The organism is Massilia aurea, from assembly GCF_024753205.1.
Lineage (GTDB): Bacteria > Pseudomonadota > Gammaproteobacteria > Burkholderiales > Burkholderiaceae_D > Telluria > Telluria aurea.
In genome coordinates this window covers 1-22,069 of sequence record NZ_JANUGZ010000001.1, presented here as the reverse complement: position 1 = coordinate 22,069, position 22,069 = coordinate 1, and the positions used below count along the sequence as shown (strand labels likewise).

Sequence of the window (22,069 nt, the reverse complement as noted above, 5' to 3'; positions counted from 1 at the left end):
GAGCAACTGATTTACTGAAGTTGTCAAACAATTCGACACTGACCCTAGTTGGGGTTACTAGTTGGGGTTAGGCGTATTCGGGGATTTGTTCGGTGACGGTCTGCGTGATGACGTCGGCCTGGATCGAGGCTTGCAGGGACGGGATGGAGCCGCCGGCGCGGTAGGCGAAGGACAGGCGCAGCAGGTCGCCGGCTTTGACGGTGATAGGCGTGTAGAGCGGCAGCGTCATGTAGTGGTTCAGCCAGTCGATCGTGGTGGCTTGTTCCTGCACGATGGCCAGGACGTTTTTCGTCACGAAGCGCATGGCGTTCAGGGTGCCGGACTGTTCGATCAGGACCGAGCCTTCCCAGGCGATCAGGCTGTCGACCGGTTGGCCGAAGTCGATGATGCTGTAGACGGCGGGCTGCGACAGCTCGATGGTGCCGGGCTGGACGACGCCCGTTTCCTGGAACTGGACGATCGGAGCGTAGAAGCCATCGAAGTCGTATTCCTGCTGGAGCGGCTGGACGGCCATGATGACGGCTTCTGGCATGAACAGCGGCAGCGGGCCGCCGAATTTTGCCAGGTAACGGCGCTTGAATGACTCGATCACTTCGACCTGTTTTTCACGCAGCATGCCCACGTGGATCATTTCGCAGATGACGACATCGACCGGTTCCGGTGGCAGGTAGTCGAATGCGTCGGCGTGGACGACTTCGACCTTGTGGCCGTTCGGGTTCATGGCCAGGAAGCGGCGGGCTTCACGCACCATGTCCGGGTTGTATTCGACGCAATAGACTTTCGACGCTTTCTGCGCCGCGAAGAACGACAGCACGCCCGTGCCGCCGCCCAGTTCCAGCACCTTGGCGCCGGGGAAAACCGAGTAGTGGATGGCGGACTTGAAGCTGTGCATCCGGTTCTGGTCCATCAGCATATTGTGATGGTAGTGGACTGGAATGAACTGCCCCAGGTAGCAGCTTTCGATTTCGCGTTCGTTCAGCATGATTATCCTCGTCGTCCTGTGTAGTGGGACCGTAGGACTATTATGGATACTATTTCCTGCACGCAATCTGTCGAGGTGAGGGGCAAATAACGCCCAATTCAATCTCGACGCAGTTTGCCGCCCGTCAGCGGCCGGACAACAGCCCGGCCACTTTGTCGTGCCCGGCCTGCTTTGCCAGCTGGGCGGCGGTGAAGCCTTCGGTGTTCTTCAGGCCCGCATTCGCGCCCTTGGCCAACAACAGGCGCACGATCCCGTCCTGCCCCTCGCGCGCGGCCATCATCAACGGCGTCACGGCGCCGGACGGGCGTGGCGACAGTGCATCGAGCTTCGCTCCACGCTCGATCAGCAGTTGCGCGATCGCTGCGTCACCGCTGGCGGCTGCGTAATGCAGCGCGGTCCAGCCGGGCTGGTTGACCTTGGCACCCTTATCCAGCAGCGCGCGCACCGTGTCGCCATCGCGTTTGAACGCTGCCATCATCAGCGCCGTGTTGCCGTTGACTGCCTTGCGTTCCAGGTCGGTGCCTGGATGCGCCAGCAGATCCTGCACGACCGCCGCCGAGCCTTCGCGGATCGCCAGCACCAATGCTGGCTCGCCGCCCAGCGGATTGAGTTCGTTGGCGTTGACGATCGTCCCGACCATCTTGCGCACGGTACTCGCATCGTCCATCTGCACGGCGCGGAAGAACGACGACACCTGCTTTTCAGTAGGCGCCTGGGCAGCGATGGCACCGACGGCCACCACGCTCAGCAAACCGGCCGCGCACACGCGCGCCATCGAACGAACAATCCGCATGCGTCAGCTCCTGGCTGTCTGGAACAGGTTGAAGAAGTTCTCGCTCGTCTGCGCCGCGACATCGCGCAGCGATACGCCCTTGAGCGTGGCGATGTACTCGGCCACGTGCGCCACATACCCTGGCTCATTCATGCGGCCACGGAAGGGCACCGGCGCCAGATACGGCGAATCGGTCTCGATCAGCATGCGCTCAAGCGGCACCGCCAGCGCGACCGCCTGCAGATCCTTGGCGCTCTTGAAGGTGACAATCCCCGAGAACGAGATATAGAAGCCCTGCTCCATGGCAGCCTGCGCCACCTCGAGCGACTCGGTAAAGCAATGCATCACGCCCGCCACGCCACCGGCGTCGGTGCCGGCGCCCTCTTCCTTCATCAGGCGGATCGTGTCTTCGCTGGCGGCGCGCGTATGGATGATCAGCGGTTTGCGCGTTTCACGCGAAGCGCGGATGTGTACGCGAAAGCGCTCGCGCTGCCAGTCGAGATCGCCCTTGAGGCGGTAGTAATCCAGACCCGTCTCGCCGATGGCGACGATCTTCGGATGGTCCGCCAGGTCGACCAGCTGCTGCACGGTCGGCTCAGGCGTGTCCTCGTAGTCGGGATGCACGCCGACTGAGGCGAAGATATGGGGATACTGCTCGGCCAGCGCGAGCACTTGCGGAAAGTCCGGCAGGTCGACCGACACACACAGGGCATGCGTGACCTGGTTCTCGGCCATCTTGGCCAGCACCTCGGGCATGCGGGCGGCCAGTTCCGGAAAATTGATGTGGCAGTGGGAATCGATAAACATCCCGCCATTGTACGCGAGGCGCCCGGCCGCAGCACGGGCGCCACGGTCGTGGTCAAGCCACGCGCTTGCCCAGAATGATCAGATCGCGCTCGATGCCATCGAGGTTCGCCACGCGCGGGAAGTTGGCCCAGGTCTCGAAGCCGTATTTACCAAACAGCGCCAGGCTCGGCGCATTGTGGCCGAAGATGAAGCCCAGCAGCGTGTGCACCTTGACCTCGGGCGCGAACGCGATTGCCAGCTCCAGGCAGTAGCGCCCGAGGCCCCGGCCACGGGCGCTTTCGGCGATATAGATCGAGACTTCGGCCGTGCCCGAATACGCCGGCCGGCCGTAGAAGTTCGAGTACGACAGCCAGCCAATGACCGCCGGCTGTTCGCTCGTATCGAGCGCATCGTGGATCACCCACAGTGGGCGCCGGTCGGGCGTGTGCTCGTTGAACCAGGCTTCGCGTGACTGCACCGACACCGGCTCGGTATCGGCCGTCACGTCGCGCGAGGCGATGGTGGAATTATAGATATCGACGATGACCGGCAGGTCGTCGCGTCGTGCCAGGCGATGGACGTAGGAAGGCATGCAGCAGGAATGGGTTAGTTACAGAATTTGGTTAGTTACAAAGTATGGGTAGCGCGCGAAGAGCGCAGCGCGGCGCCGAGGATTTCTTCGATGCGCTGGCGGGCGCGCTGGCCCGATTCGTCGGCCGGGAAATGCACGCCGATGCCTTGCGCCTTGTTGTTGTTGGCGCCCGCCGGCGTGATCCAGGCAACGGTGCCGGCAATCGGGTATTTGTTCGGATCGTCCATCAGCGCCAGGATCAGATAGATCTCGTCGCCGATCTGGTACGGCTTGCTGGTCGGGACGAACATGCCGCCATTGCGCAGGAACGGCATGTAGGCCGCATAGAGCGCCGCTTTCTCCTTGATCGCCAGCGACAGCACGGACGGCCGCGGGGCCTGGGCTGCGGTTGCATCTGGCGGATTGGCGCTCATCGTGATCCTCTCATGTACAGCAGCCAGTGTACTCAAGCAGCATGTCCTCGACAAATAATTTTGCCGACAGCGGATGATCGGCCACCCCGCGCCGTTCGTTCATGGCCTTGATCGCGCGCAGCAGGTTGTTCGTCTGCGCCCTGCCGGCCAGCGCCGCCAGCTCTTTCTGATAGCGCGGGTAGTAGCGGATCTTGCCCGACAATTTGTACGAGAATACATCGTACAGCCAGCGCTGGGTCCACGCCACCAATGCCGGCAGCTCGGCCTTGGCCAGCTTGTCAGCCGCCCGCAGCGCCGCATCCGGCGCCGGTCGCGCCAGAAACGCGAGCAGCACGTCAAGTTCTTCACGGCTGCCGTGCGCCGACGCGGCCAGCGCCGCCAGCGGCGCCCCGCCCTGCTCGCGCAGCCAGCTGTCGGCATCCGGCACGCTCTGCGCGTTGAGCCACGCCAGCGCGTCGTCGTGCGACGGCATCGGCAGTGCGAACTTGCGGCAGCGCGACAGGATCGTCGGCAGCAGCCGGTCCAGGCTATTGGACGACAGCAGGAACACGGTGCCCGGTGGCGGTTCTTCCAGTGTCTTGAGCAGCGCGTTCGACGCCGGTGTATTCAGCGCCTCGGCCGGATACAGCACCACGACGCGCAAGCCCTGGCGGTGCGTCGTGATGTTCATGAAATCGGCCAGGGCCCGGATCTGCTCGATCTTGATTTCTTTCGACGGCGCCTTGGTCGACTTCGATTTACGGTCGCCGTCGCCTTCCTCGTCGCCCGCGCCCGGCTCGTCTTCGAGTGCTTCGGGCCGCACGCGGCGGTAATCGGGATGGTTGTGCTGGGCGAACCAGCCGCACGATGCGCAGACACCGCACGCCTGGCCGTCAGGCCGGGCGTTCTCGCACAGCAGCGCCTGGGCAAACGCTTCGATGAAGTCAGCCTTGCCGGTGCCGGCCGGGCCGTGGAACAGGATCGCGTGCGGCATCCGCGCGCGCAGCGCCTGCAATTGCGTCCAGGCCGCGCGCTGCCACGGATACATCGTCACAGCAGGCGCTCCAGAACAGCCGCGAGTTCGCGCTGGATCGCCTCGATGCTGCGCGTCGAATCGACGACCGCGAAGCGCTGCGGGAACTGCGCCGCGCGGCGCAGGTACTCGGCGCGGCACCGGGCAAAGAACTCGGCCTGCTCGCGCTCGAACTTGTCGAGCGTGCGCGAGGCCGCAAGCCGTTCGCGCGCCACCTCGAGCGGCACGTCGAACAGCAGCGTCAGGTCAGGCTGCAGCGCTGGATGCACCCACGCCTCGAGCGCTTCCATCTTCTCGCGCGACAGGCCACGGCCACCGCTCTGGTACGCAAAACTGGCATCGGTAAACCGGTCCGACAGCACCCAGTGGCCCATCGCCAGACTTGGCGCGATCACCTGCGCGATATGCTCGCGGCGGCTGGCGAACATCAGCAGCGCCTCGGTCTCCAGATGCATGGTTTCGTGCAGCAGCACGTCGCGCAGCTTTTCGCCCAGCGGCGTGCCGCCCGGCTCGCGCGAAGCGACCACGGTCTTGCCGTGCTTCGCGAGAAAATCGGTGACGAAACCGATATGGGTCGATTTTCCGGCGCCGTCGATGCCTTCGAACGTGATGAACTTGCCCTGCATGGAACAACCTTCTGTCATTGGGTGGTGATCCCGCGCTGGTAGCGATTCACGGCGCGGTTATGGTCCGGCAGATTGCTGGAGAACTGGCTGGTGCCGTCGCCGCGCGAGACGAAATACAGCGCCGGTGTGTCGGCCGGCGCGAGCGCGGCCTGCAGCGATTGCAGACCGGGCAGCGAGATCGGCGTGGGCGGCAAGCCGCCGCGCGTATAGGTATTGTACGGCGTGTCGGTCAGCAGATCCTTCTTGGCGATCTTGCCGACGAACGCGTCGCCCATGCCGTAGATGACGGTCGGATCGGTCTGCAGCAGCATGCCGGTGCGCAGGCGGTTGACGAACACGCCGGCGATCATCGTGCGTTCACTTTTTTGCCCGGTTTCCTTCTCGACGATCGAGGCCATGATCAACGCTTCGTACGGCGTCTTGTACGGCAGTTCCTTGTTGCGCTTTTCCCAGGCTTCGTTCAGGTGGGCCAGCATGGCCTGGTGCGCGCGGCGGTAGATCTCGATCTCGGACGAGCCCTTCGCGAACAGGTAGGTATCGGGGAAGAACAGGCCTTCCGGATCCTTGTACTCGGTCGAGATCTTCGCCATCAGTTCGGCGTCGGTCAGCTTGACGGTATCGTGCTTCAGGCGCGTGTGGCTGCTGATCGCCTGGCGCATCTGCTTGAAGCTCCAGCCTTCGATGATCGTCACCGCTTCTTGCGCGAACTCGCCGCGCACCAGTTGCGACAACAGGCCGCGTGGCGACGTGTTCGGCTTGAGCTCATAACTGCCGGCCTTGATGCGGCCCGCGTCGCCCGTCAAGCGCGCCAGCAGCACGAACAGCGTCGGGTTGACGGGCACGCCGGCGGCGGCCATCTGCTGCGCGCTGGCGGCCACGCCGCTGCCGGGGTTGATCGAAAATTCAATGGGCGCGCCGGGGACGGGCAAGGCCTGCTTGGTCCACCAGGCAAAGCCGCTGGCGGCGGCGACAGAAACGATGACGCCGGTAACGAGTAATTTTTTTATCAGTGCCATGTCTTTGCGCGGTCAACGTGCGAAATGGACCGCGCCCGGCGCGATTTTCCACACAACTCTATAATGAGGCCGTAATGATAAAGCCTAATTGCCTAAATATAAGCGGATTTTGATGACGACCCAGACAGACATCCAGAACACGCCTTCGCCAGCATCCGGTCACGACCAGCTCGCGGTCGCCGCACAGCCCATCGACACAGGCCCGCAGCTCACGCTCGACGATGTGACCGCCGGCTTCATCGCGACGGTACGCGACCAGGGCCTGATCGCCGTGAGCGGTGACGACGCTGCGAAATTCCTGCACACGCAACTGACCAACGACGTCGAGCACCTGACGGCGACGGACGTGCGCTTCGCGGGCTTTTGCACGCCGAAGGGCCGCCTGCAGGCGACCTTCCTGATGTGGCGCAACAATGATGCCGTGTACCTGCAACTGCCGCGTGCCATCCAGGCGCCGCTGCAGAAACGGCTGTCGATGTTCGTCATGCGCTCCAAGGCCAAACTCGTCGATGCAACCGATGTGGCGCCATTCGCCACGGTGCTCGGTCTGGGCGGCGCCCGTGCGCAAGCGGCGCTCGGCCAGATCGTGCCAACGCTGCCGGCCACGCCGATGACCAAGACGGATGGTGCGTTCGGCACCGTGCTGCGCCTGAACGATGCGCTCGGCGCGCCGCGCTACCTGTGGCTCACGTCGGCCGAGACGGCCAGCGCTGCGCTGTCCGCACTGGGCACGCAGCTCGCCGTCGGCGGCGACCAGGCCTGGCAACTGGCAACGATCCACGCGGCCGAGCCGCAGGTGGGCCCGGCCACGCAGGAACAGTTCGTCCCGCAGATGATCAATCTCGAGCTGCTCGGCGGCGTCAATTTCAAGAAAGGCTGCTATCCGGGCCAGGAAATCGTCGCACGCACCAAGTACCTCGGCAAAATCAAGCGCCGCGCGACGCTGGCCCGTATCGACGACGCGGGTGCACGCGCCGGCAATGAAGTCTTTTCGCCCCTCGACCCGAGCCAGCCATGCGGCATGGTTGTGAATGCCGCACCCAACGGCATCGGTGGCGCCGACGCGCTGGTCGAAATCAAACTGGCGCAGCTGACGGAAGAAGTGCGCCTGGGCTCGGCCACCGGCGCACGCGTGAGTTTTCTGCCGATGCCGTACAGCCTCGACGCGATCGACGACTGACGATGGCCGATTTGTCCGTCTCCGACCTGTACGTGTATTACAAGGTGCGCGACGCCGACACCGCGCAACTGGCTCCGCTGGTGCGCGCGATGCAGGCGGCCCTCGTCGCCAGCGAAGGCGTGAGCGTACAGCTCAAGCGCCGGCCCGGCAACCAGGATGGCCTGCAAACCTGGATGGAAGTCTACCCGTCCGTCCCCGCCGGCTTTGACGCCGCGCTCGCGCGCGCCGTCGACGAAGCCGGATTCGAATCCCTGCTGGCCGGCCCGCGCCGTGTCGAAGTCTTTACGGAGTTGCCGCCATGTGCCTGATCGTCTTTGCATGGCACGTCGTCCCTGGCGTGCCCGTGATTGCCGCCGCCAACCGCGATGAATTCTATGACCGCCCGGCCCTGCCCGCGGCGCCCTGGCCCGAGCATCCGCACGTGATCGCCGGACGCGATCTGCAAGGCGGCGGCAGCTGGATGGGCGTGTCACTCACGGGCCCGAACGGCCCGCGCTTTGCCGCACTGACCAATATCCGCAGCCCGGGAGAACGTCAGCCCGATGCGCCGACACGCGGCGCGCTGGTGGCCGACTACCTGGCCGGTGACCTCGATGCGGGCGCCTACGTCGCGCAGCTCGCGGCTCAGCCGGACCACTACAATGGCTACAACCTGGTACTGGGCGACGGCGAGACGCTGTACTGGTACTCGAACCGCGGGCAGTCTGACCCACGTAACGGCCAGCCGCTCGAGCGCGGCCGGATCTACGGCATCTCGAACGGTCTGCTCGATGCGCCGTGGCCGAAAGTACTGCGCACGAAAGCGCAGTTCGCGAGCCTCTTGTGCCAGGGCGCGCCGGAAGATGCGTACTTTGAAATGCTGGCCGACACGACGCGCGCACCGGACTTGCGCCTGCCGGAAACGGGCGTGCCGCTCGAGATGGAGCGGATGCTGTCGTCGGTCTGCATCGAGTCCGAGGAATACGGCACGCGCACGTCGACGGTGGTCAAGCTGTACCTGAATGGCGCGCCCGACCTGCACGAGCGCGTCGTGGTGCCGGGCGAGCAAGCTGCGGCTTGATGCGGCAAAGAGCGGCCGCTCAGCGCCGCCCCTTGAGCCCCACTTTCAGGATATCCCGCAGGTGCGGCGTGGCCGCATACGGATCGGGCGGCTGACGGCCATGTACCAGCGCATCGGCATGCTCGGCCACGGTGCCCAGCGCCTGCGGATGCGAGAACACATAGAAGCGCTCGGCGCGGATGGCATCGAACGTCAGTTGCGCGACCTGCGCCGCGGACACCTTCCCCGACCCGACAGCTTTTTCGGTCAGCGCCTGCGCCGCCATCTGGCTCGCCGTCATGATCTCGTCGGTGCGCAGTTCATCCGGCCGGTGGCGGTGCGACTGCGCGATCTGCGTCGGGATGAAGTACGGGCACAGCACCGACGTGCCGATCGGCGCATCGACCAGTTTGAGGTCGTGATACAGCGTTTCGGTCAGCGCCACCACCGCATGCTTGGACACGTTGTACAAGCCCAGTGCCGGTGAATTGATCAGGCCCGCCATCGACGCGGTGTTGACGACATAGCCCCGGTACGCAGGATCCTTGGCCGCGCATTCGAGCATCACGGGGATGAACGCGCGCACGCCGTTGACGACGCCGTACAGGTTCACGCCCAGCACCCACTCCCAGTCTTCCTTCGAATTTTCCCAGATCAGGCCACCAGCGCCAACGCCCGCATTGTTGAACACCAGGTGCACCGCGCCGAAGCGCGCCATCGCCGAATCGGCCAGCTCCTGCACGTGCGCGCTCTTGCGCACATCGCACACCATCGCAATGACCTCGGCGCCGCCGTCCATCAATTCCTCGGCAGCTTTCTCGAGCGGCTTGCGCTGCACGTCGCCCAGCACCAGCTTCATGCCCAGGCTGGCGGCCACCGTGGCGAACTCGCGGCCCATGCCACTGGCCGCGCCCGTGATGACCGCGACCTTGCCTTTGAAATCATCCATCGTCTTGTCCTTTGACCGTGCGTTCAGACAGCGGTGACGCCGCCATCGACCGCCAGTATTTGTCCCGTGATGTGCTTGCCGGCGTCGGAGGCGAACAGCACCACCGCGCCTTTCAGGTCTTCGTCGTCGCCTAGCCGTCCCAGTGGCGCCGCGGCTGCCAGACCTTCGGCGCCGTACGCGGCCAGCACGCCCTTGGTCATCTTCGATGGGAAAAAGCCCGGCGCGATCGCATTGACCGTGATCCCGTGGCGGCCCCATTCGCCGGCCAGCGTGCGCGTGAAGTTGACCACCGCGCCCTTGGACGTGTTGTACGCAATGGTCTGCATTGCATCCGGCGGGTTGCCCGACAGGCCGGCAATCGAGGCGATATTGACGATGCGCCCGTAACGGCGCGGGATCATCGACAGCTTGCCCACCGCCTGCGATACCAGGAAGACCGAGCGTACGTTCAGGTTCATCACCTTGTCCCACGCTTCGAGCGGATAATCCTCGGCCGGCGCGCCCCAGGTGGCGCCGGCATTGTTGATCAGGATATCGACATGGCCCAGGCGCGCCAGCGCCGTCTCGACCAGGCTTGTTGCGTGCGCCGGGTCGGACAGATCGCCCGCAAAGCAGCTCGCCTCGATGCCCAGATCGTGCAGCCGGGCGACGGCAGCGTCGAGTTCTTCCTGCTTGCGCGAGGTGAGGATCAGGCGCGCGCCCTGCTCGCCCAGCGCCTGCGCCATCTGCAGCCCGAGCCCGCGCGAGCCGCCGGTGACAATGGCGGTCTTGCCCTCCAGTGAAAACAGTTCCTGCGTGGTGCGCATACGGCCTCCGGTCAGCACGGCGTGGTCAGATTTCGTAATCCATGCATTGGCGACCTTCGCGGATCGCGCCGATGAACGGCACCACGGCCTGGTGCACCGGGTGCGCGATATACGCGGCCAGCGCCGCGCGGTCGGCGAACTCGGAATACAGCACCACGTCGTAGGTCGCTTCGAGGTCGGCCTGTGCCAGCGTGACTTCGAAGGTAATGATGCCGGGGACGATTGCGGCGCACTCATCGAGCCGGCGTTTCATCTCGCTTGCATTGGTCGCGCGGTCTGCGCCTTCGGCCTCTTCTTTCAGCTTCCACATGACGATGTGCTTGATCATTCGTGCTCCTGTTGTATGCATGATGGGGAGGGCTGGCTGCCCTTCGCAACCAGTATAGCGACCGCACGATCGTTCGCCAAAACCATACTAAAAACATATTTACAGCGCGGACTTCCGGCTACCCATTTTGCAAGATTCGCGTAAGTTTCGAGGCGCAAATTGGGTTGGCTGACCAACAATCAGCCTTTCCGCTTAAACACAAAACAATGAACGGAGACAAGCCATGGCAATCACACCCGGCAACACTGTCGGCGCTGTACCACCCTCTACCACCACCGCTGGCCTGACCAAGGAAGAGCGCAAGGTCATTGCTGCTTCCTCGCTCGGCACCGTGTTCGAATGGTACGATTTCTACCTGTACGGTTCGCTCGCCACGATCATCGCTAAGCAGTTCTTCATCGGCGACCCCAACACCACCTTCATCTTTGCGCTGCTGGCCTTTGCCGCCGGCTTCATCGTGCGCCCGTTCGGCGCGCTCGTGTTCGGGCGCCTGGGCGACATGATCGGCCGCAAGTACACGTTCCTGATCACGATTCTGCTGATGGGCGCGTCGACCTTCCTCGTCGGCATTCTGCCCAGTTATGCGCAGATCGGTATCGCCGCGCCCATCATCCTCGTCACGCTGCGCATCCTGCAGGGCCTGGCGCTGGGCGGCGAGTACGGCGGCGCGGCAACGTATGTGGCCGAACATGCGCCGCACGGCAAGCGCGGCCTCTTTACGGCGTTCATCCAGACCACCGCGACGATCGGCCTGTTCCTGTCATTGCTGGTCATTCTGGGCACCCGCACGCTGATCGGCGAAGAAGAATTCCAGGCCTGGGGCTGGCGCATTCCGTTCCTGATCTCGGTCGTGCTGCTGGGGATTTCGGTCTGGATCCGGCTGTCGATGAACGAGTCGCCGGCGTTTGCCAAGATGAAGGCGGAAGGCAAGACATCGAAAGCGCCGCTGTCGGAAGCCTTTTTAAAACCGAAAAACGCCAAGATCGCCCTGCTGGCGCTGCTCGGCCTGACGATGGGCCAGGCCGTGGTCTGGTACACGGGCCAGTTCTACGCGCTGTTCTTCCTGACCAAAACGCTCAAGATTGCCGACCCGACGGCCAACATCCTGATCGCGATCGCCCTGCTGCTGGCCACGCCGTTCTTCATCATCTTTGGCGCGCTGTCGGACAAGATCGGCCGCAAGTGGATCATCCTGGGCGGCTGCGCGATTGCGGCGGCGACCTACTTCCCGATCTTCAAGGCGATCACGCACTATGGTAATCCGGCACTGGAAACGGCGCTGCGCACCGCGCCCGTATTCGTCGTGGCCGACCCGGCCACCTGCAGCTTCCAGATCGATGCAACGGGCACCCGCAAGTTCCCGTCATCGTGCGACATTGCCACGCGCATGCTGACGGCCGCCTCGGTCAGCTACAACCGCATCGATGCGCCAGCGGGCACCGTTGCCACGATCAAGATTGGCACGACCGAGTTCAAGTCGTTCAACGCCGTCATGACGCCGGATAACCTGAACTTCAACGATGCCTCGAAAGCAAGCGAAGCGGCGCTCAAGAAAGAGGTCACCGGGGCGCTGGCCAGCGCGGGTTATCCCGAGAAAGCCGATCCGGCCGCGATCAACAAGCCGATGCTGGTCGTGCTGCTGTTCATCCTCGTGCTGTACGTGACGATGGTGTATGGCCCGATCGCGGCGATGCTGGTCGAGATGTTCCCGACCCGGATCCGCTACACGTCGATGTCGCTGCCGTATCACATCGGTAATGGCTGGTTCGGCGGGCTGTTACCGACGACGGCCTTTGCTTTGGTGGCGTTCAAGGGTGATATCTATTACGGCCTGTGGTATCCGATCATCATTGCATTGACCACGTTCGTGATCGGTGCGCTGTTCGTGCGGGAGACCAAGGACAACAATATCTACGCGAACGACTAGTCATTTTGTTGTGTGCTCGATGCGTGGAGCGTGACGCCCTCCACGCATCGAGCCACTTTAACTTCAGGCGTTAAACGCGCCATTCGCCGCAGCCAGCTGCACCAGCAGCGGCGCCGGCGTCCACGCCTCCCCATTACGCCCGCGCGCAAAGCCTTCGATTGCCGCCAACACGGCTCGCAACCCGACCATGTCGGCATACAGCATCGGCCCGCCACGGTGCAGCGGGAAGCCGTAGCCGCTCAGGTAGACCATGTCGATGTCCGACGCCCGCAGCGCGATGCCTTCTTCGAGGATTTTGGCACCCTCATTGACCAGCGCATACACGAGCCGCTCGACGATTTCAGTGTCCGGAATGGCGCGGCGCGCGATCCCGATCTCATTCGAGTACTGCGTCACCATCGCGTCGACGGTGCCTGAGGGCGTGGCCGCCCGCGCGCCCGCCTGGTAGTCATACCAGCCGGCGCCCGTCTTCTGCCCGAAGCGGCCCTGTTCGCACAAAAGGTCCGGCAGCTTCGAATAGGCAAAGTCCGGCGACTCGATCGCACGCCGCTTGCGGATATGCCAGCCGATATCGTTGCCGGCCAGGTCGCTCATACGGAATGGCCCCATCGCGAAACCGAACGCCTCGATCGCACGGTCGACCTGTTCCGGCAGCGCGCCTTCTTCCAGCAAGTCGTACGCCTGGCGCAGATACTGCTCGAGCATGCGGTTGCCGATGAAGCCATCGCAGACGCCCGAGACCACACCCGTTTTCTTGAGTTTCTTCGCCAGCGCCAGCGCTGTGACCAGCACATCGGGCCCGGTCTGCGCGCCGCGCACGATCTCGAGCAGCTTCATCACGTGCGCAGGGCTGAAGAAATGCAGGCCGATCACGTCCTGCGGCCGGCCCGTGAACGCGGCGATGCGGTTCACGTCGAGCGATGACGTATTGGTGGCCAGGATCGCGCCTGGCTTCATCAGTTTGTCGAGCTCGCGGAACACCAGCTCCTTGACCACCATGTCCTCGAACACGGCTTCGACGACGATGTCGGCCTGTGCCAGCGCGTCGTACGACAGCGTGCTGGTGATTAGCGCCAGGCGCTGCGCCAGCTTGTCGGCCGTGAGCTTGCCCTTGGCGACGCTGCGTTCGTACACGGCGCGGATGCCGGCCAGGCCCTTGTCGAGCGCTTCCTGCTTCGTCTCGAGGATGGTCACTGGAATGCCGGCATTGGCGAAGTTCATCGCGATGCCTGCGCCCATCGTGCCGGCGCCCACCACGGCCGCACTGGCAATCGGGCGTGGTTGGGTGTCGGGGGGCACACCCGGCACCTTGCCGGCGGCGCGCTCGGCAAAGAATGCATGGCGCAGCGCCTTCGATTCGGGCGTCGTTGTCAGGTACATGAAGCGTTCGCGCTCGAACTGCAAGCCGGCCTCGAACGAGTCAGCGGTGACGGACGCGGCGACTGTCTCGACGCATTCGCGCGGCGCCGGGAATGGCCCTGCCATCGCATCGACGCGCGCACGGGCCGCTGCCAGAAAGCCGGCGGCATCCGGATGCGCGACGGCGCGATCGCGTACTTTCGGCAGCGGCCGGACCGCGGCAATGGATTCGGCAAACGCGATGGCGGCCGGCAGCAGGTCGACGTCCGCATCAAATACGCGGTCGAATAGCGCCGTGCCGGCCAGCTTGTCGGATACGACCGGCGCGCCGGTGAGGATCATGTCGAGGGCTTTTTCCAGGCCCAGCACGCGCGGCAGGCGCTGCGTGCCGCCCGCGCCGGGCAGCAGGCCAAGCTTGACTTCGGGCAGCGCAATCTGCGCGCCTGGCGCCGCGACGCGATAGTGGCAGCCCAGCGCCAGCTCAAGGCCGCCGCCCATGCACACGCTGTGGATTGCTGCAACGACCGGCTTGGCCGCGCCTTCGGCAGTTGCGATCAGCGTATGCAGCGTCGGCTCGGTGAGCGCTTTAGGGGACGTGAATTCACGGATGTCGGCGCCGCCCGAGAACGCCTTGCCGGCGCCGGTGATCACGATGGCCGTGACGGTCGGGTCGGCTTCGGCCTGCCGGATGCCGGCAACGGCTGCCGTGCGGGTGGCCAGGCCAAGGCCATTGACGGGGGGATTGTTCAGCGTGATGACGGCAACGCTGCCGTGCACCTGGTAGTCGGCGCTCATGTCGATTTCGTCTCCTGAAAGTGGGAATGACCGAGCTGCCAACTATACCGCAAATAAACGAACGAACGTGTTATTCGGGCAAGCCAGGATGCTGCTTACCCACTCAGAATTGACCGCGCTGGCTGGCCTCGGCAATCTTCTTGTCGGTCTTGTACTCGTTCAGCGCGTAGACGGCCCAGATCGCAGCAGGCAGCCAGCCGACGAGCGTGATTTGCAGGATCAGGCAGATGACGCCGGCAATCGGACGGCCGATCGTGAAGAACGTCAGCCACGGAAAAATGAGGGCGATAAGCAGGCGCATGGGAATTCCTGTGAGTAGAAGATTGTTAAAAGTGACACAACTTTACCCGCCCGGCGTGAAATGCGGCGCACAGCTAGGTTTCGGTCTCCTGCGCCGATGGCAGACGGTGCTGCGCATACGTTTCGCGCAAGCGGTTCTTCTGGATCTTGCCGGTGCCGCCGACAGGCAGGCTGTCGGCGAACACGACGTCGTCCGGCGTCCACCAGCGCGCGACCTTGCCGTCGAACCAGCTGATCAACGCGTCGCGCGTGACGTCCATGCCGGGCCGGCGTACGACCACCAGCAAGGGGCGCTCGTCCCATTTCGGGTGCGCGACGCCGATGCAGGCCGCCTGCAGCACGGCCGGATGCGCCATCGCCACGTTTTCCAGGTCGATGGTGCCGATCCATTCGCCGCCGGACTTGATCACGTCCTTGCTGCGGTCCGTGATCGCCAGATAGCCATCGGCATCGATAGTCGCGACGTCGCCGGTCGGGAACCAGCCATCGACCAGCACGTTGCCACCTTCTTCGCGGAAGTAGCCGGACACGACCCACGGTCCTTTCACCAGCAGATGCCCGTACGTCACACCATCCCAGGCGAGTTCGGTACCAGCGTCGTCGACGATCTTCATGTCGACGCCATAGATGGCGTGGCCCTGCTTGCGCAGCACGGCGCGCTGGGCCTCTGGCGACAGTGCCTGGTGCGCGCTGTTCAACGTGCACGCCGTGCCCAGCGGCGACATCTCGGTCATGCCCCAGGCATGCACGACCTCGATGCCGAACCGGTCCATCAGCGTGTCCATCAGCGCCGGTGGGCAGGCTGAACCGCCGATCACCGTGCGGCGGAACGTGGAGAACGCCAGATCGTGCCCGATCACATGGTTGACCAGGCCCAGCCAGACCGTGGGCACGCCCGCCGAGAAGGTCACGCCCTCACCTTCGAACAGGTCGTACAGCGAGCGACCATCGAGCGCCGGGCCGGGAAACACGAGCTTGGCGCCCGACAGCGGTACCGAGTACGGCAAGCCCCACGCGTTTACATGGAACATCGGCACCACCGGCAGCACGACATCGCGCGCCGCCACATTGAGCGCGTTCGGCATGGCCGATGCGTACGCATGCAGGACCGTCGAGCGGTGCGAATACAGCGCGCCTTTTGGATTGCCGGTCGTGCCGGACGTGTAGCACAGGCTGGCGGCCGAGCGTTCATCGAACTGCGGCCACGCATAGTCATCGCTCTGCGCGCCGATCAGGTCTTCGTAGCACAGCAGCGTGTCGATGCCCGTATCACGTGGCAGCGCCGCGCTGTCACACAGGGCCACCCAGGCCTTGACGCCCGCGCAGGTGCGCGCCAGCGCAGTGACAATCGGCAGGAAAGTCAGGTCGAAGAACAGCACCTGGTCGTCGGCGTGGTTGACGATATAGGCGATCTGTTCAGCGTGCAGACGGGGATTGATCGTGTGCAGCACGGCGCTGGAGCCCGAGACGCCGTAATACAGTTCCAGGTGCCGGTAGCCGTTCCAGGCCAGCGTGGCCACCCGGTCGCCCATGGCGATGCCCAGGCTGTCCAGCGCATTGGCCAGTTGGCGCGAGCGGGCGGCCGCATCGCGCCAGGTGTAGCGGTGCAGGTCGCCCTCGACGCGGCGCGAGACGATTTCGCCATCGCCGTAGTGACGCGCGGCGAATTCGATGATGCCGGAGACCAGCAGCGGTGCATCCATCATCTGGCCTTGCAGGGGACTCATCGGGTAATCAGGCATATGGGCTCCACGGTTCGAGGGTTATCAAGCTCAGCAGCAACGTCGAAAGTGTCGTGTGCGATGCGGCGCGGCGTCAACGCAATTCGATGATGCAGCGCCGCATTGAACACGCGCGCTTTTCAGCCGCCCCTCCCGGTCGGCGCCGTTACAGGGTGTAACGCGCGCGAACTGGCGTGCCCGATCACGCGTAATATCGCGGTCGGGTAAAATCGTTTCATTGCCGACCACGCCAACGAGGACTGCCATCACTGCCGACGAACTTGCACTGAACAATTCCTTCGCCGAATTGCCGCCAGCGTTTTACACGCGCCTGATGCCCACGCCATTGCCGGCGCCGCATTTCATCGCGGCCAGCAAACCTGCGGCCGCCCTGATCGGGCTGACCGTCGAGGACCTTGAGCGCCCCGATTTTGTCGAGGTCTTCACCGGCAACAAGGTGGCGCCACGCTCGCAACCGCTTGCCGCCGTGTATTCCGGCCACCAGTTCGGTGTCTGGGCGGGCCAGCTGGGGGACGGGCGCGCGATTACGCTGGGCGATATCGCCACTCCAACCGGCCCGATGGAAATCCAGCTCAAGGGCGCCGGGCGCACGCCGTATTCCCGCATGGGCGACGGCCGCGCCGTGCTGCGCTCGTCGATCCGCGAATTCCTGTGTTCCGAAGCGATGGCGGCGCTGGGCATCCCGACGACCCGCGCGCTGTCCCTGACCGGCTCGCCGCAAGGCATCGCCCGCGAAACGCTCGAGACGGCCGCCGTCGTGGCGCGCATGGCGCCGACATTTGTTCGCTTTGGCTCGTTCGAGCACTGGGCGTCGCAAGGCCGCGAGGACGAGCTGCGCCTGCTCGCCGATTACGTCATCGGGCAGTTCTATCCTGAACTCGCCGGCGAGGCTAATCCGTACGCGGCGCTGCTGGCCGAAGTCACGCGCCGCACCGCGCGCATGATTGCGCACTGGCAGGCCGTGGGCTTCATGCATGGCGTGATGAACACCGACAATATGTCGATCCTGGGCCTGACGCTCGACTATGGCCCGTTCGGCTTCATGGAAGCATTCGACGCCCGGCATATCTGCAACCACACGGACCAGGGCGGGCGCTATTCCTATGCCAACCAGGTGCCGGTGGGCCACTGGAACTGCTACGCGCTGGGCAATGCCCTGCTGCCGCTGATCGGCGAGCCCGAGGTGGCCGAGGAAGCCCTGGCCGTGTATCGGCCCGAATTCGGCCGCCAGATGGACATCCTGATGCACGGCAAGCTTGGCCTGCAGAGCACCCAGGACGGCGACGCCAAGCTGTTCGAAGACACGATCGAGCTGCTCCAGGCGAACCACGCCGATTTCACATTGTTCTTCCGCCTGCTGGGCGACCTGCAGGTGGATGCGCCCGGGCAGGATGAACCGCTGCGCGACCTGTTCATCGACCGCGCCTCGTTCGACGCCTGGGCGGCGATCTACCGCACCCGCCTGCGCAGCGAACACAGCGTGGACGCTACCCGGCGCGCTGCGATGAACCTGGTCAATCCCAAGTACATCCTGCGCAACTACCTGGCCCAGACGGCCATCGAACAGGCCCAGAACGGTGACTTTACTGGCGTGCACAAGCTGCTGGCCGTGCTCGAGCGCCCGTTCGACGAACAACCCGACAACGCCGCCTACGCGGAGCTGCCGCCCGATTGGGCCGCGCATCTCGAAGTAAGCTGCTCTTCATAAACACACCAACGAGACACGAGGAAACCGCATCATGACCGACAAAGTCACCAAGACCGACGCCGAATGGCGTAACCAGCTCGACCCAATGGAATACGAAGTCACGCGCCACGCGGCGACCGAACGCGCTTTTACGGGCAAGTTCTGGGACCACCACGAGCATGGCATTTACAGCTGCGTCTGCTGCAACACGCCGCTGTTCGAATCGGACACCAAGTTCGACTCGGGCTGCGGCTGGCCGAGCTACTTCCGTGCACTCGATCCAGCCAATGTGATCGAAAAGACCGACCGCACCCACGGCATGGTGCGCACTGAAGTCATTTGCGGCGTCTGCGACGCGCACCTGGGCCACGTGTTCCCGGACGGTCCGCCACCAACCGGCCTGCGCTATTGCATCAATTCCGCCTCGATGCGGTTCGACCCGGCCTGAGAGTGATTGCACGATGAAATTCCTGTTCGACTTTTTCCCGGTCCTCCTGTTCTTCGGCGTCTACAAGTATGGCGACAGCAACCAGGCCTGGGCGCATCGCATGGCCGTTGAGTATCTGGGGCCATTGATTGCGGGCGGCGGCGTGCCGCCGTCACAGTCGGCGATCCTGCTGGCCACTGCGGTGGCCATCATCGCCACCGTGTGCCAGGTCGGTTATCTGCTGGCGCGCGGGCGCAAGGTCGACAACGCGATGTGGCTGACGCTGGGCGTGATCGTCGTCGCGGGCGGCGCCACGATCTATTTCCACGACGACCTGTTCATCAAGTGGAAGCCAACGATCCTGTACTGGGCATTCGCACTGGGTCTGTTCATCGCGCAAGTGTTTTACCGAAAGAACCTGATCCGCTCGGTGATGGAACCGAACATGAAGCTGCCCGAGCCGTTCTGGAACCGCATCGGCTACATCTGGATGGCGTTCTTCGTTGCGATGGGTTTGCTGAACCTGTTGATGGCGTTCGTGGTCTTCCATAACGACACCGGCGCCTGGGTCAGCTTCAAGCTGTTCGGCTTTACCGCCATATTCTTTGCCTTCATCATGATTCAGACGATGATGCTCTACAAATACATCAAGGAGGAAGACGCATGACCAATCTGAATGAACAAAGCGCAGACAAAAGCGATCGCGAACCACGCATGCGCGCCCAGCTCGAAGCCGAGCTGGCCCCTACCCTGCTCGAGATCAGCGACGACTCGCACCTGCACGCGGGCCATGCCGGCGCGGCCTCCGGCGGCAGCCATTATTCCGTCAAAATCGTGTCGTCGCGCTTCGAAGGCCTCAAGCTGGTCATGCGCCATCGTCTTGTGTATGATGCCGTGCACGATATGATCAACAAGGCGGAAATCCACGCTCTGGCCATCAACGCCATCGCGCCTTCCGAGCTGACCTGAAAGCGGGTTTTCAGGCAGTTTTAAGAAATTTGCCCGACAATCGAACAGATAAGTACACCACCTGAACTTCTCTTGTCCAGTTAAAACCCGTCACAGGAATACACATGACCTTTAAGCCCGCTCGCCTGCTGTTAGCCCTCGTTGCCATCGCATCGGTCCCGGCCTTTGCCCAGAACATCGCAGTGGTCAACGGCAAGGCGATTCCTTCGGCACGCGCCGACGCCGTCGTCAAGCAGGTCGTTGCCCAGAACCAGGGCCAGGACACGCCGCAGCTGCGCGAAGCCGTCAAGAATGACCTGATCGCCCGCGAAGTGCTGATGCAAGAGGCTGTCAAGCAAGGCTGGGACAAGAAGCCTGAAGTGCGAGAAGCGATGGACAGCGCCCGCCAGTCGATCGTCGTCAATGCCCTGGCCCGCGACTACATCGCCAAGAACCCGGTGACCGATGCCGAGATCAAGGCTGCCTACGACAAGGTCAAGGCAGAGACGGGCGACAAGGAATACCACGTCCGCCACATCCTGATGAGCACCGAAGCCGATGCCAAGGCAGCGATTGCCAAGATCAAGGGCGGCGCCAAGTTCGAAGACGTCGCCAAGACCTCGAAGGACACCGGCACTGCCAACACCGGCGGCGACCTGGACTGGGTCACCCCGAACACGATGCCGCCAGAATTCGCGGCTGGCTTCACCAAGCTCGCCAAGGGCGCGATCACCGACGTGCCGGTCAAGACCAATGCCGGTTACCACGTGATCAAGCTGGACGACACCCGCGCGACCAAGCTGCCACCGATGGACCAGGTCAAGCCACAGATCTCCGAGACGCTCGCGCAAGAGAAGCTGCGTGACTTCCAGGAGCAAATGGTCAAGAAGGCAAAGGTGCAGTAAGATGTATTGTCGCCGGCGCGCGCTTTGCACGCCGGCATTCGTCGCCTGCGGCGATACTTTTCGAGTTTATATAGGATCTCAACGATGATTTTGAAGCCAGCCAGCCTGTTGTTCGCCATGATTGCAGTCGTTGCCGTACCTGCCCTCGCGCAGAACGCCGCTACCGTCAATGGCAAGGCAATCCCGCAAGCTCGGGTCGACCAGCTGGTCAAGCAGGTCGTGGCCCAGGGCCGCGCTGCGGACTCCCCTGACCTGCGCGAAGCGATCAAGAAAGACCTGATCAGCCGTGAAGTATTGATCCAGGAAGCCGACAAGCAGAACATCGGCGCCCGCGCCGACGTCAAGTCGGCCATCGACAACGCCCGTCAAAGCATCATCATCAACGCGATGCTGGCGGACTATGTCAAGAAGAACCCGGTCAAGGATGCCGACGTCAAAGCCGAGTACGACAAGCAGAAAGCGCTGATCGGCGACAAGGAATACCACGCGCGCCACATCCTGGTTGACTCCGAAGCCGATGCCAAGGGCATCATCGCCAAGCTGAAAGCCGGCGGCAAGTTCGACGAACTGGCCAAGCAGTCGAAAGACGGCAGCGCACAGAACGGCGGCGACCTGGGCTGGGCCAGCGCGGCCACTTACGTGCCTGAGTTCTCGAAAGCCATGGTCGCCCTGCAAAAAGGCGCCATCACCGAAACGCCTGTGAAATCGCAGTTTGGTTTCCATGTCATCAAGCTGGAAGACGTGCGCGCAGCCAAGGTGCCGGCGCTGGAAGAAGTCAAGCAGCAAGTCACCGAAGGCCTGCAACAGCGTCAGCTGGCAGCCTATCGCGAGACCCTGGTCAAGAAAGCCAAAGTGCAGTAATTCTCTGCCTGGCTTGACCGCAAAGAGCGCACCCGAGGGTGCGCTCTTTTTATTTGGAAGCTGGCGTTTATGCATCCCGTATTTCGTGAAGCGGTGTTCGACGATATACCGCACATGTCCCGCATCCGCTTGGCGGTGACGGAGAACGCCCTGCGCGACCCGGCGCGGATCACACCGCAGATGTATGCCGATTTTCTGGAGAAAGATGGGCGCGGCTGGGTGGCGCTGGTCGATGGCGAGACTGTCGCGTTCAGCTACGCGAACCGGATCGGCGGGTCGATCTGGGCGCTGTTCGTCGATCCCTGCTTCGAGGGACAAGGGCTGGGCAAGCAGCTGCTCTTGCTGGCAACGGACTGGCTGTTCTCGCTGGGGTTCAGACGGGTGACATTGAGCACGGGGACGCACACCAGAGCCGCGCAGTTCTATATCCGCTTGGGATGGCAGCTAGCATCATCGAGCGCTGGCGACAGCGTCTTCGTTCTCGACGCCCGTAGGGTGGGCGGCTAAGCCGCCCACGCGTTCAAACTGGCTTAATGTCGCGGCGCAGCGAGGTTCGTTGGACGCGTGGACGGCGAAGCCGTCCACCCTACGGCTGGGGTCGTGTCCGAAAGAGCTGC

Annotated in this window: 25 protein-coding genes; 11 read left to right on the top strand and 14 right to left on the bottom strand. The window is 63.6% G+C overall.

Annotation, left to right across the window (positions count from 1 at the left end; all coding sequences use genetic code 11):
* Window positions 1-67: 67 nt before the first annotated feature.
* The 8 genes from NX775_RS00125 to mltG all read right to left on the bottom strand — a co-directional run bounded on the left by NX775_RS00125 (window position 68) and on the right by mltG (window position 6,199).
* The gene (locus tag NX775_RS00125; RefSeq protein WP_258834130.1) at window positions 68-982 is read right to left on the bottom strand and encodes a class I SAM-dependent methyltransferase; all 915 of its coding nucleotides are present in this window, start codon (window positions 980-982) and stop codon (window positions 68-70) included.
* Between the two features lie 124 nt (window positions 983-1,106).
* A complete protein-coding gene (locus NX775_RS00120) occupies window positions 1,107-1,775 on the bottom strand; it encodes an ankyrin repeat domain-containing protein (RefSeq protein WP_258834129.1) in 669 nt (222 codons plus the stop codon).
* A gap of 3 nt (window positions 1,776-1,778) precedes the next feature.
* Complete coding sequence (locus NX775_RS00115; protein ID WP_258834128.1) at window positions 1,779-2,561, bottom strand: TatD family hydrolase; 783 nt, start codon at window positions 2,559-2,561, stop codon at window positions 1,779-1,781.
* Between the two features lie 52 nt (window positions 2,562-2,613).
* Window positions 2,614-3,132, bottom strand: a complete 519-nt coding sequence (locus NX775_RS00110) for a GNAT family N-acetyltransferase (protein WP_258834127.1) — start codon at window positions 3,130-3,132, stop codon at window positions 2,614-2,616.
* Between the two features lie 35 nt (window positions 3,133-3,167).
* The gene (locus NX775_RS00105; RefSeq protein ID WP_183552247.1) at window positions 3,168-3,545 is read right to left on the bottom strand and encodes a PilZ domain-containing protein; all 378 of its coding nucleotides are present in this window, start codon (window positions 3,543-3,545) and stop codon (window positions 3,168-3,170) included.
* A 10-nt stretch (window positions 3,546-3,555) separates the two neighbouring features.
* Window positions 3,556-4,572: a DNA polymerase III subunit delta' gene (locus NX775_RS00100; protein WP_258835082.1), complete on the bottom strand. Its 1,017-nt coding sequence runs from the start codon at window positions 4,570-4,572 to the stop codon at window positions 3,556-3,558.
* A gap of 2 nt (window positions 4,573-4,574) precedes the next feature.
* The gene (tmk, locus tag NX775_RS00095) at window positions 4,575-5,183 is read right to left on the bottom strand and encodes a dTMP kinase (RefSeq protein WP_258834126.1); all 609 of its coding nucleotides are present in this window, start codon (window positions 5,181-5,183) and stop codon (window positions 4,575-4,577) included.
* 14 nt (window positions 5,184-5,197) lie between these two features.
* Window positions 5,198-6,199, bottom strand: a complete 1,002-nt coding sequence (gene mltG / locus NX775_RS00090) for an endolytic transglycosylase MltG (RefSeq protein WP_258834125.1) — start codon at window positions 6,197-6,199, stop codon at window positions 5,198-5,200.
* 112 nt (window positions 6,200-6,311) lie between these two features.
* Between mltG and ygfZ the strand changes: the two genes are divergently transcribed.
* The 3 genes from ygfZ to NX775_RS00075 are packed head-to-tail and all read left to right on the top strand — an operon-like array spanning window position 6,312 to window position 8,439.
* Entirely contained in the window at window positions 6,312-7,379 is a 1,068-nt protein-coding gene (ygfZ, locus tag NX775_RS00085; protein ID WP_258834124.1) for a CAF17-like 4Fe-4S cluster assembly/insertion protein YgfZ, read from the top strand.
* Between the two features lie 2 nt (window positions 7,380-7,381).
* Window positions 7,382-7,687: a DUF4936 family protein gene (locus NX775_RS00080; protein ID WP_258834123.1), complete on the top strand. Its 306-nt coding sequence runs from the start codon at window positions 7,382-7,384 to the stop codon at window positions 7,685-7,687.
* A complete protein-coding gene (locus tag NX775_RS00075; RefSeq protein ID WP_258834122.1) occupies window positions 7,678-8,439 on the top strand; it encodes an NRDE family protein in 762 nt (253 codons plus the stop codon). Before NX775_RS00080 ends, NX775_RS00075 begins: the two co-directional genes overlap by 10 nt.
* 19 nt (window positions 8,440-8,458) lie before the next feature.
* Here NX775_RS00075 and NX775_RS00070 read toward each other — a convergent pair whose 3' ends face one another.
* From NX775_RS00070 to NX775_RS00060, 3 genes are read right to left on the bottom strand one after another with little or no spacing between them, the layout of a single operon-like run.
* Window positions 8,459-9,367: an SDR family oxidoreductase gene (locus NX775_RS00070; RefSeq protein ID WP_258834121.1), complete on the bottom strand. Its 909-nt coding sequence runs from the start codon at window positions 9,365-9,367 to the stop codon at window positions 8,459-8,461.
* 23 nt (window positions 9,368-9,390) lie between these two features.
* On the bottom strand, window positions 9,391-10,173 hold the full coding sequence (locus NX775_RS00065) for an SDR family oxidoreductase (RefSeq protein ID WP_258834120.1): 783 nt from the start codon (window positions 10,171-10,173) through the stop codon (window positions 9,391-9,393).
* Between the two features lie 25 nt (window positions 10,174-10,198).
* On the bottom strand, window positions 10,199-10,501 hold the full coding sequence (locus tag NX775_RS00060; RefSeq protein WP_258834119.1) for a Dabb family protein: 303 nt from the start codon (window positions 10,499-10,501) through the stop codon (window positions 10,199-10,201).
* Window positions 10,502-10,724: 223 nt separating this feature from the next.
* Between NX775_RS00060 and NX775_RS00055 the strand changes: the two genes are divergently transcribed.
* Window positions 10,725-12,428 (top strand): MFS transporter, encoded by a 1,704-nt coding sequence (locus tag NX775_RS00055; RefSeq protein WP_258834118.1) that lies wholly within the window; start codon window positions 10,725-10,727, stop codon window positions 12,426-12,428.
* Between the two features lie 63 nt (window positions 12,429-12,491).
* Here the strand turns inward: NX775_RS00055 and NX775_RS00050 are convergent, their stop codons facing one another.
* The 3 genes from NX775_RS00050 to NX775_RS00040 form a co-directional block, all read right to left on the bottom strand.
* The gene (locus NX775_RS00050; RefSeq protein ID WP_258834117.1) at window positions 12,492-14,582 is read right to left on the bottom strand and encodes a 3-hydroxyacyl-CoA dehydrogenase NAD-binding domain-containing protein; all 2,091 of its coding nucleotides are present in this window, start codon (window positions 14,580-14,582) and stop codon (window positions 12,492-12,494) included.
* Window positions 14,583-14,685: 103 nt separating this feature from the next.
* The gene (locus NX775_RS00045) at window positions 14,686-14,883 is read right to left on the bottom strand and encodes a YqaE/Pmp3 family membrane protein (RefSeq protein WP_258834116.1); all 198 of its coding nucleotides are present in this window, start codon (window positions 14,881-14,883) and stop codon (window positions 14,686-14,688) included.
* Window positions 14,884-14,956: 73 nt separating this feature from the next.
* Window positions 14,957-16,624: a 3-(methylthio)propionyl-CoA ligase gene (locus NX775_RS00040; protein WP_307732020.1), complete on the bottom strand. Its 1,668-nt coding sequence runs from the start codon at window positions 16,622-16,624 to the stop codon at window positions 14,957-14,959.
* Window positions 16,625-16,841: 217 nt separating this feature from the next.
* Here NX775_RS00040 and NX775_RS00035 point away from each other — a divergent pair, with 217 nt between their 5' ends.
* The 7 genes from NX775_RS00035 to NX775_RS00005 all read left to right on the top strand — a co-directional run bounded on the left by NX775_RS00035 (window position 16,842) and on the right by NX775_RS00005 (window position 21,959).
* Entirely contained in the window at window positions 16,842-18,332 is a 1,491-nt protein-coding gene (locus NX775_RS00035) for a protein adenylyltransferase SelO (RefSeq protein WP_258834115.1), read from the top strand.
* A gap of 31 nt (window positions 18,333-18,363) precedes the next feature.
* Window positions 18,364-18,759 carry a peptide-methionine (R)-S-oxide reductase MsrB gene (gene msrB / locus NX775_RS00030; RefSeq protein ID WP_183552199.1) on the top strand — a complete coding sequence of 132 codons (396 nt, stop codon included), beginning with the start codon at window positions 18,364-18,366 and terminating at the stop codon, window positions 18,757-18,759.
* 13 nt (window positions 18,760-18,772) lie between these two features.
* Window positions 18,773-19,405: a septation protein A gene (locus NX775_RS00025; protein ID WP_183552196.1), complete on the top strand. Its 633-nt coding sequence runs from the start codon at window positions 18,773-18,775 to the stop codon at window positions 19,403-19,405.
* Window positions 19,402-19,707, top strand: coding sequence for a BolA family protein (locus NX775_RS00020; RefSeq protein ID WP_258834114.1), 306 nt, complete (start codon window positions 19,402-19,404; stop codon window positions 19,705-19,707). Before NX775_RS00025 ends, NX775_RS00020 begins: the two co-directional genes overlap by 4 nt.
* A 104-nt stretch (window positions 19,708-19,811) precedes the next feature.
* Window positions 19,812-20,591: a peptidylprolyl isomerase gene (locus NX775_RS00015; RefSeq protein WP_258834113.1), complete on the top strand. Its 780-nt coding sequence runs from the start codon at window positions 19,812-19,814 to the stop codon at window positions 20,589-20,591.
* Between the two features lie 84 nt (window positions 20,592-20,675).
* Window positions 20,676-21,452, top strand: a complete 777-nt coding sequence (locus tag NX775_RS00010) for a peptidylprolyl isomerase (protein WP_258834112.1) — start codon at window positions 20,676-20,678, stop codon at window positions 21,450-21,452.
* Window positions 21,453-21,521: 69 nt separating this feature from the next.
* Window positions 21,522-21,959, top strand: a complete 438-nt coding sequence (locus NX775_RS00005) for a GNAT family N-acetyltransferase (protein ID WP_258834111.1) — start codon at window positions 21,522-21,524, stop codon at window positions 21,957-21,959.
* Window positions 21,960-22,069: the final 110 nt, after the last annotated feature.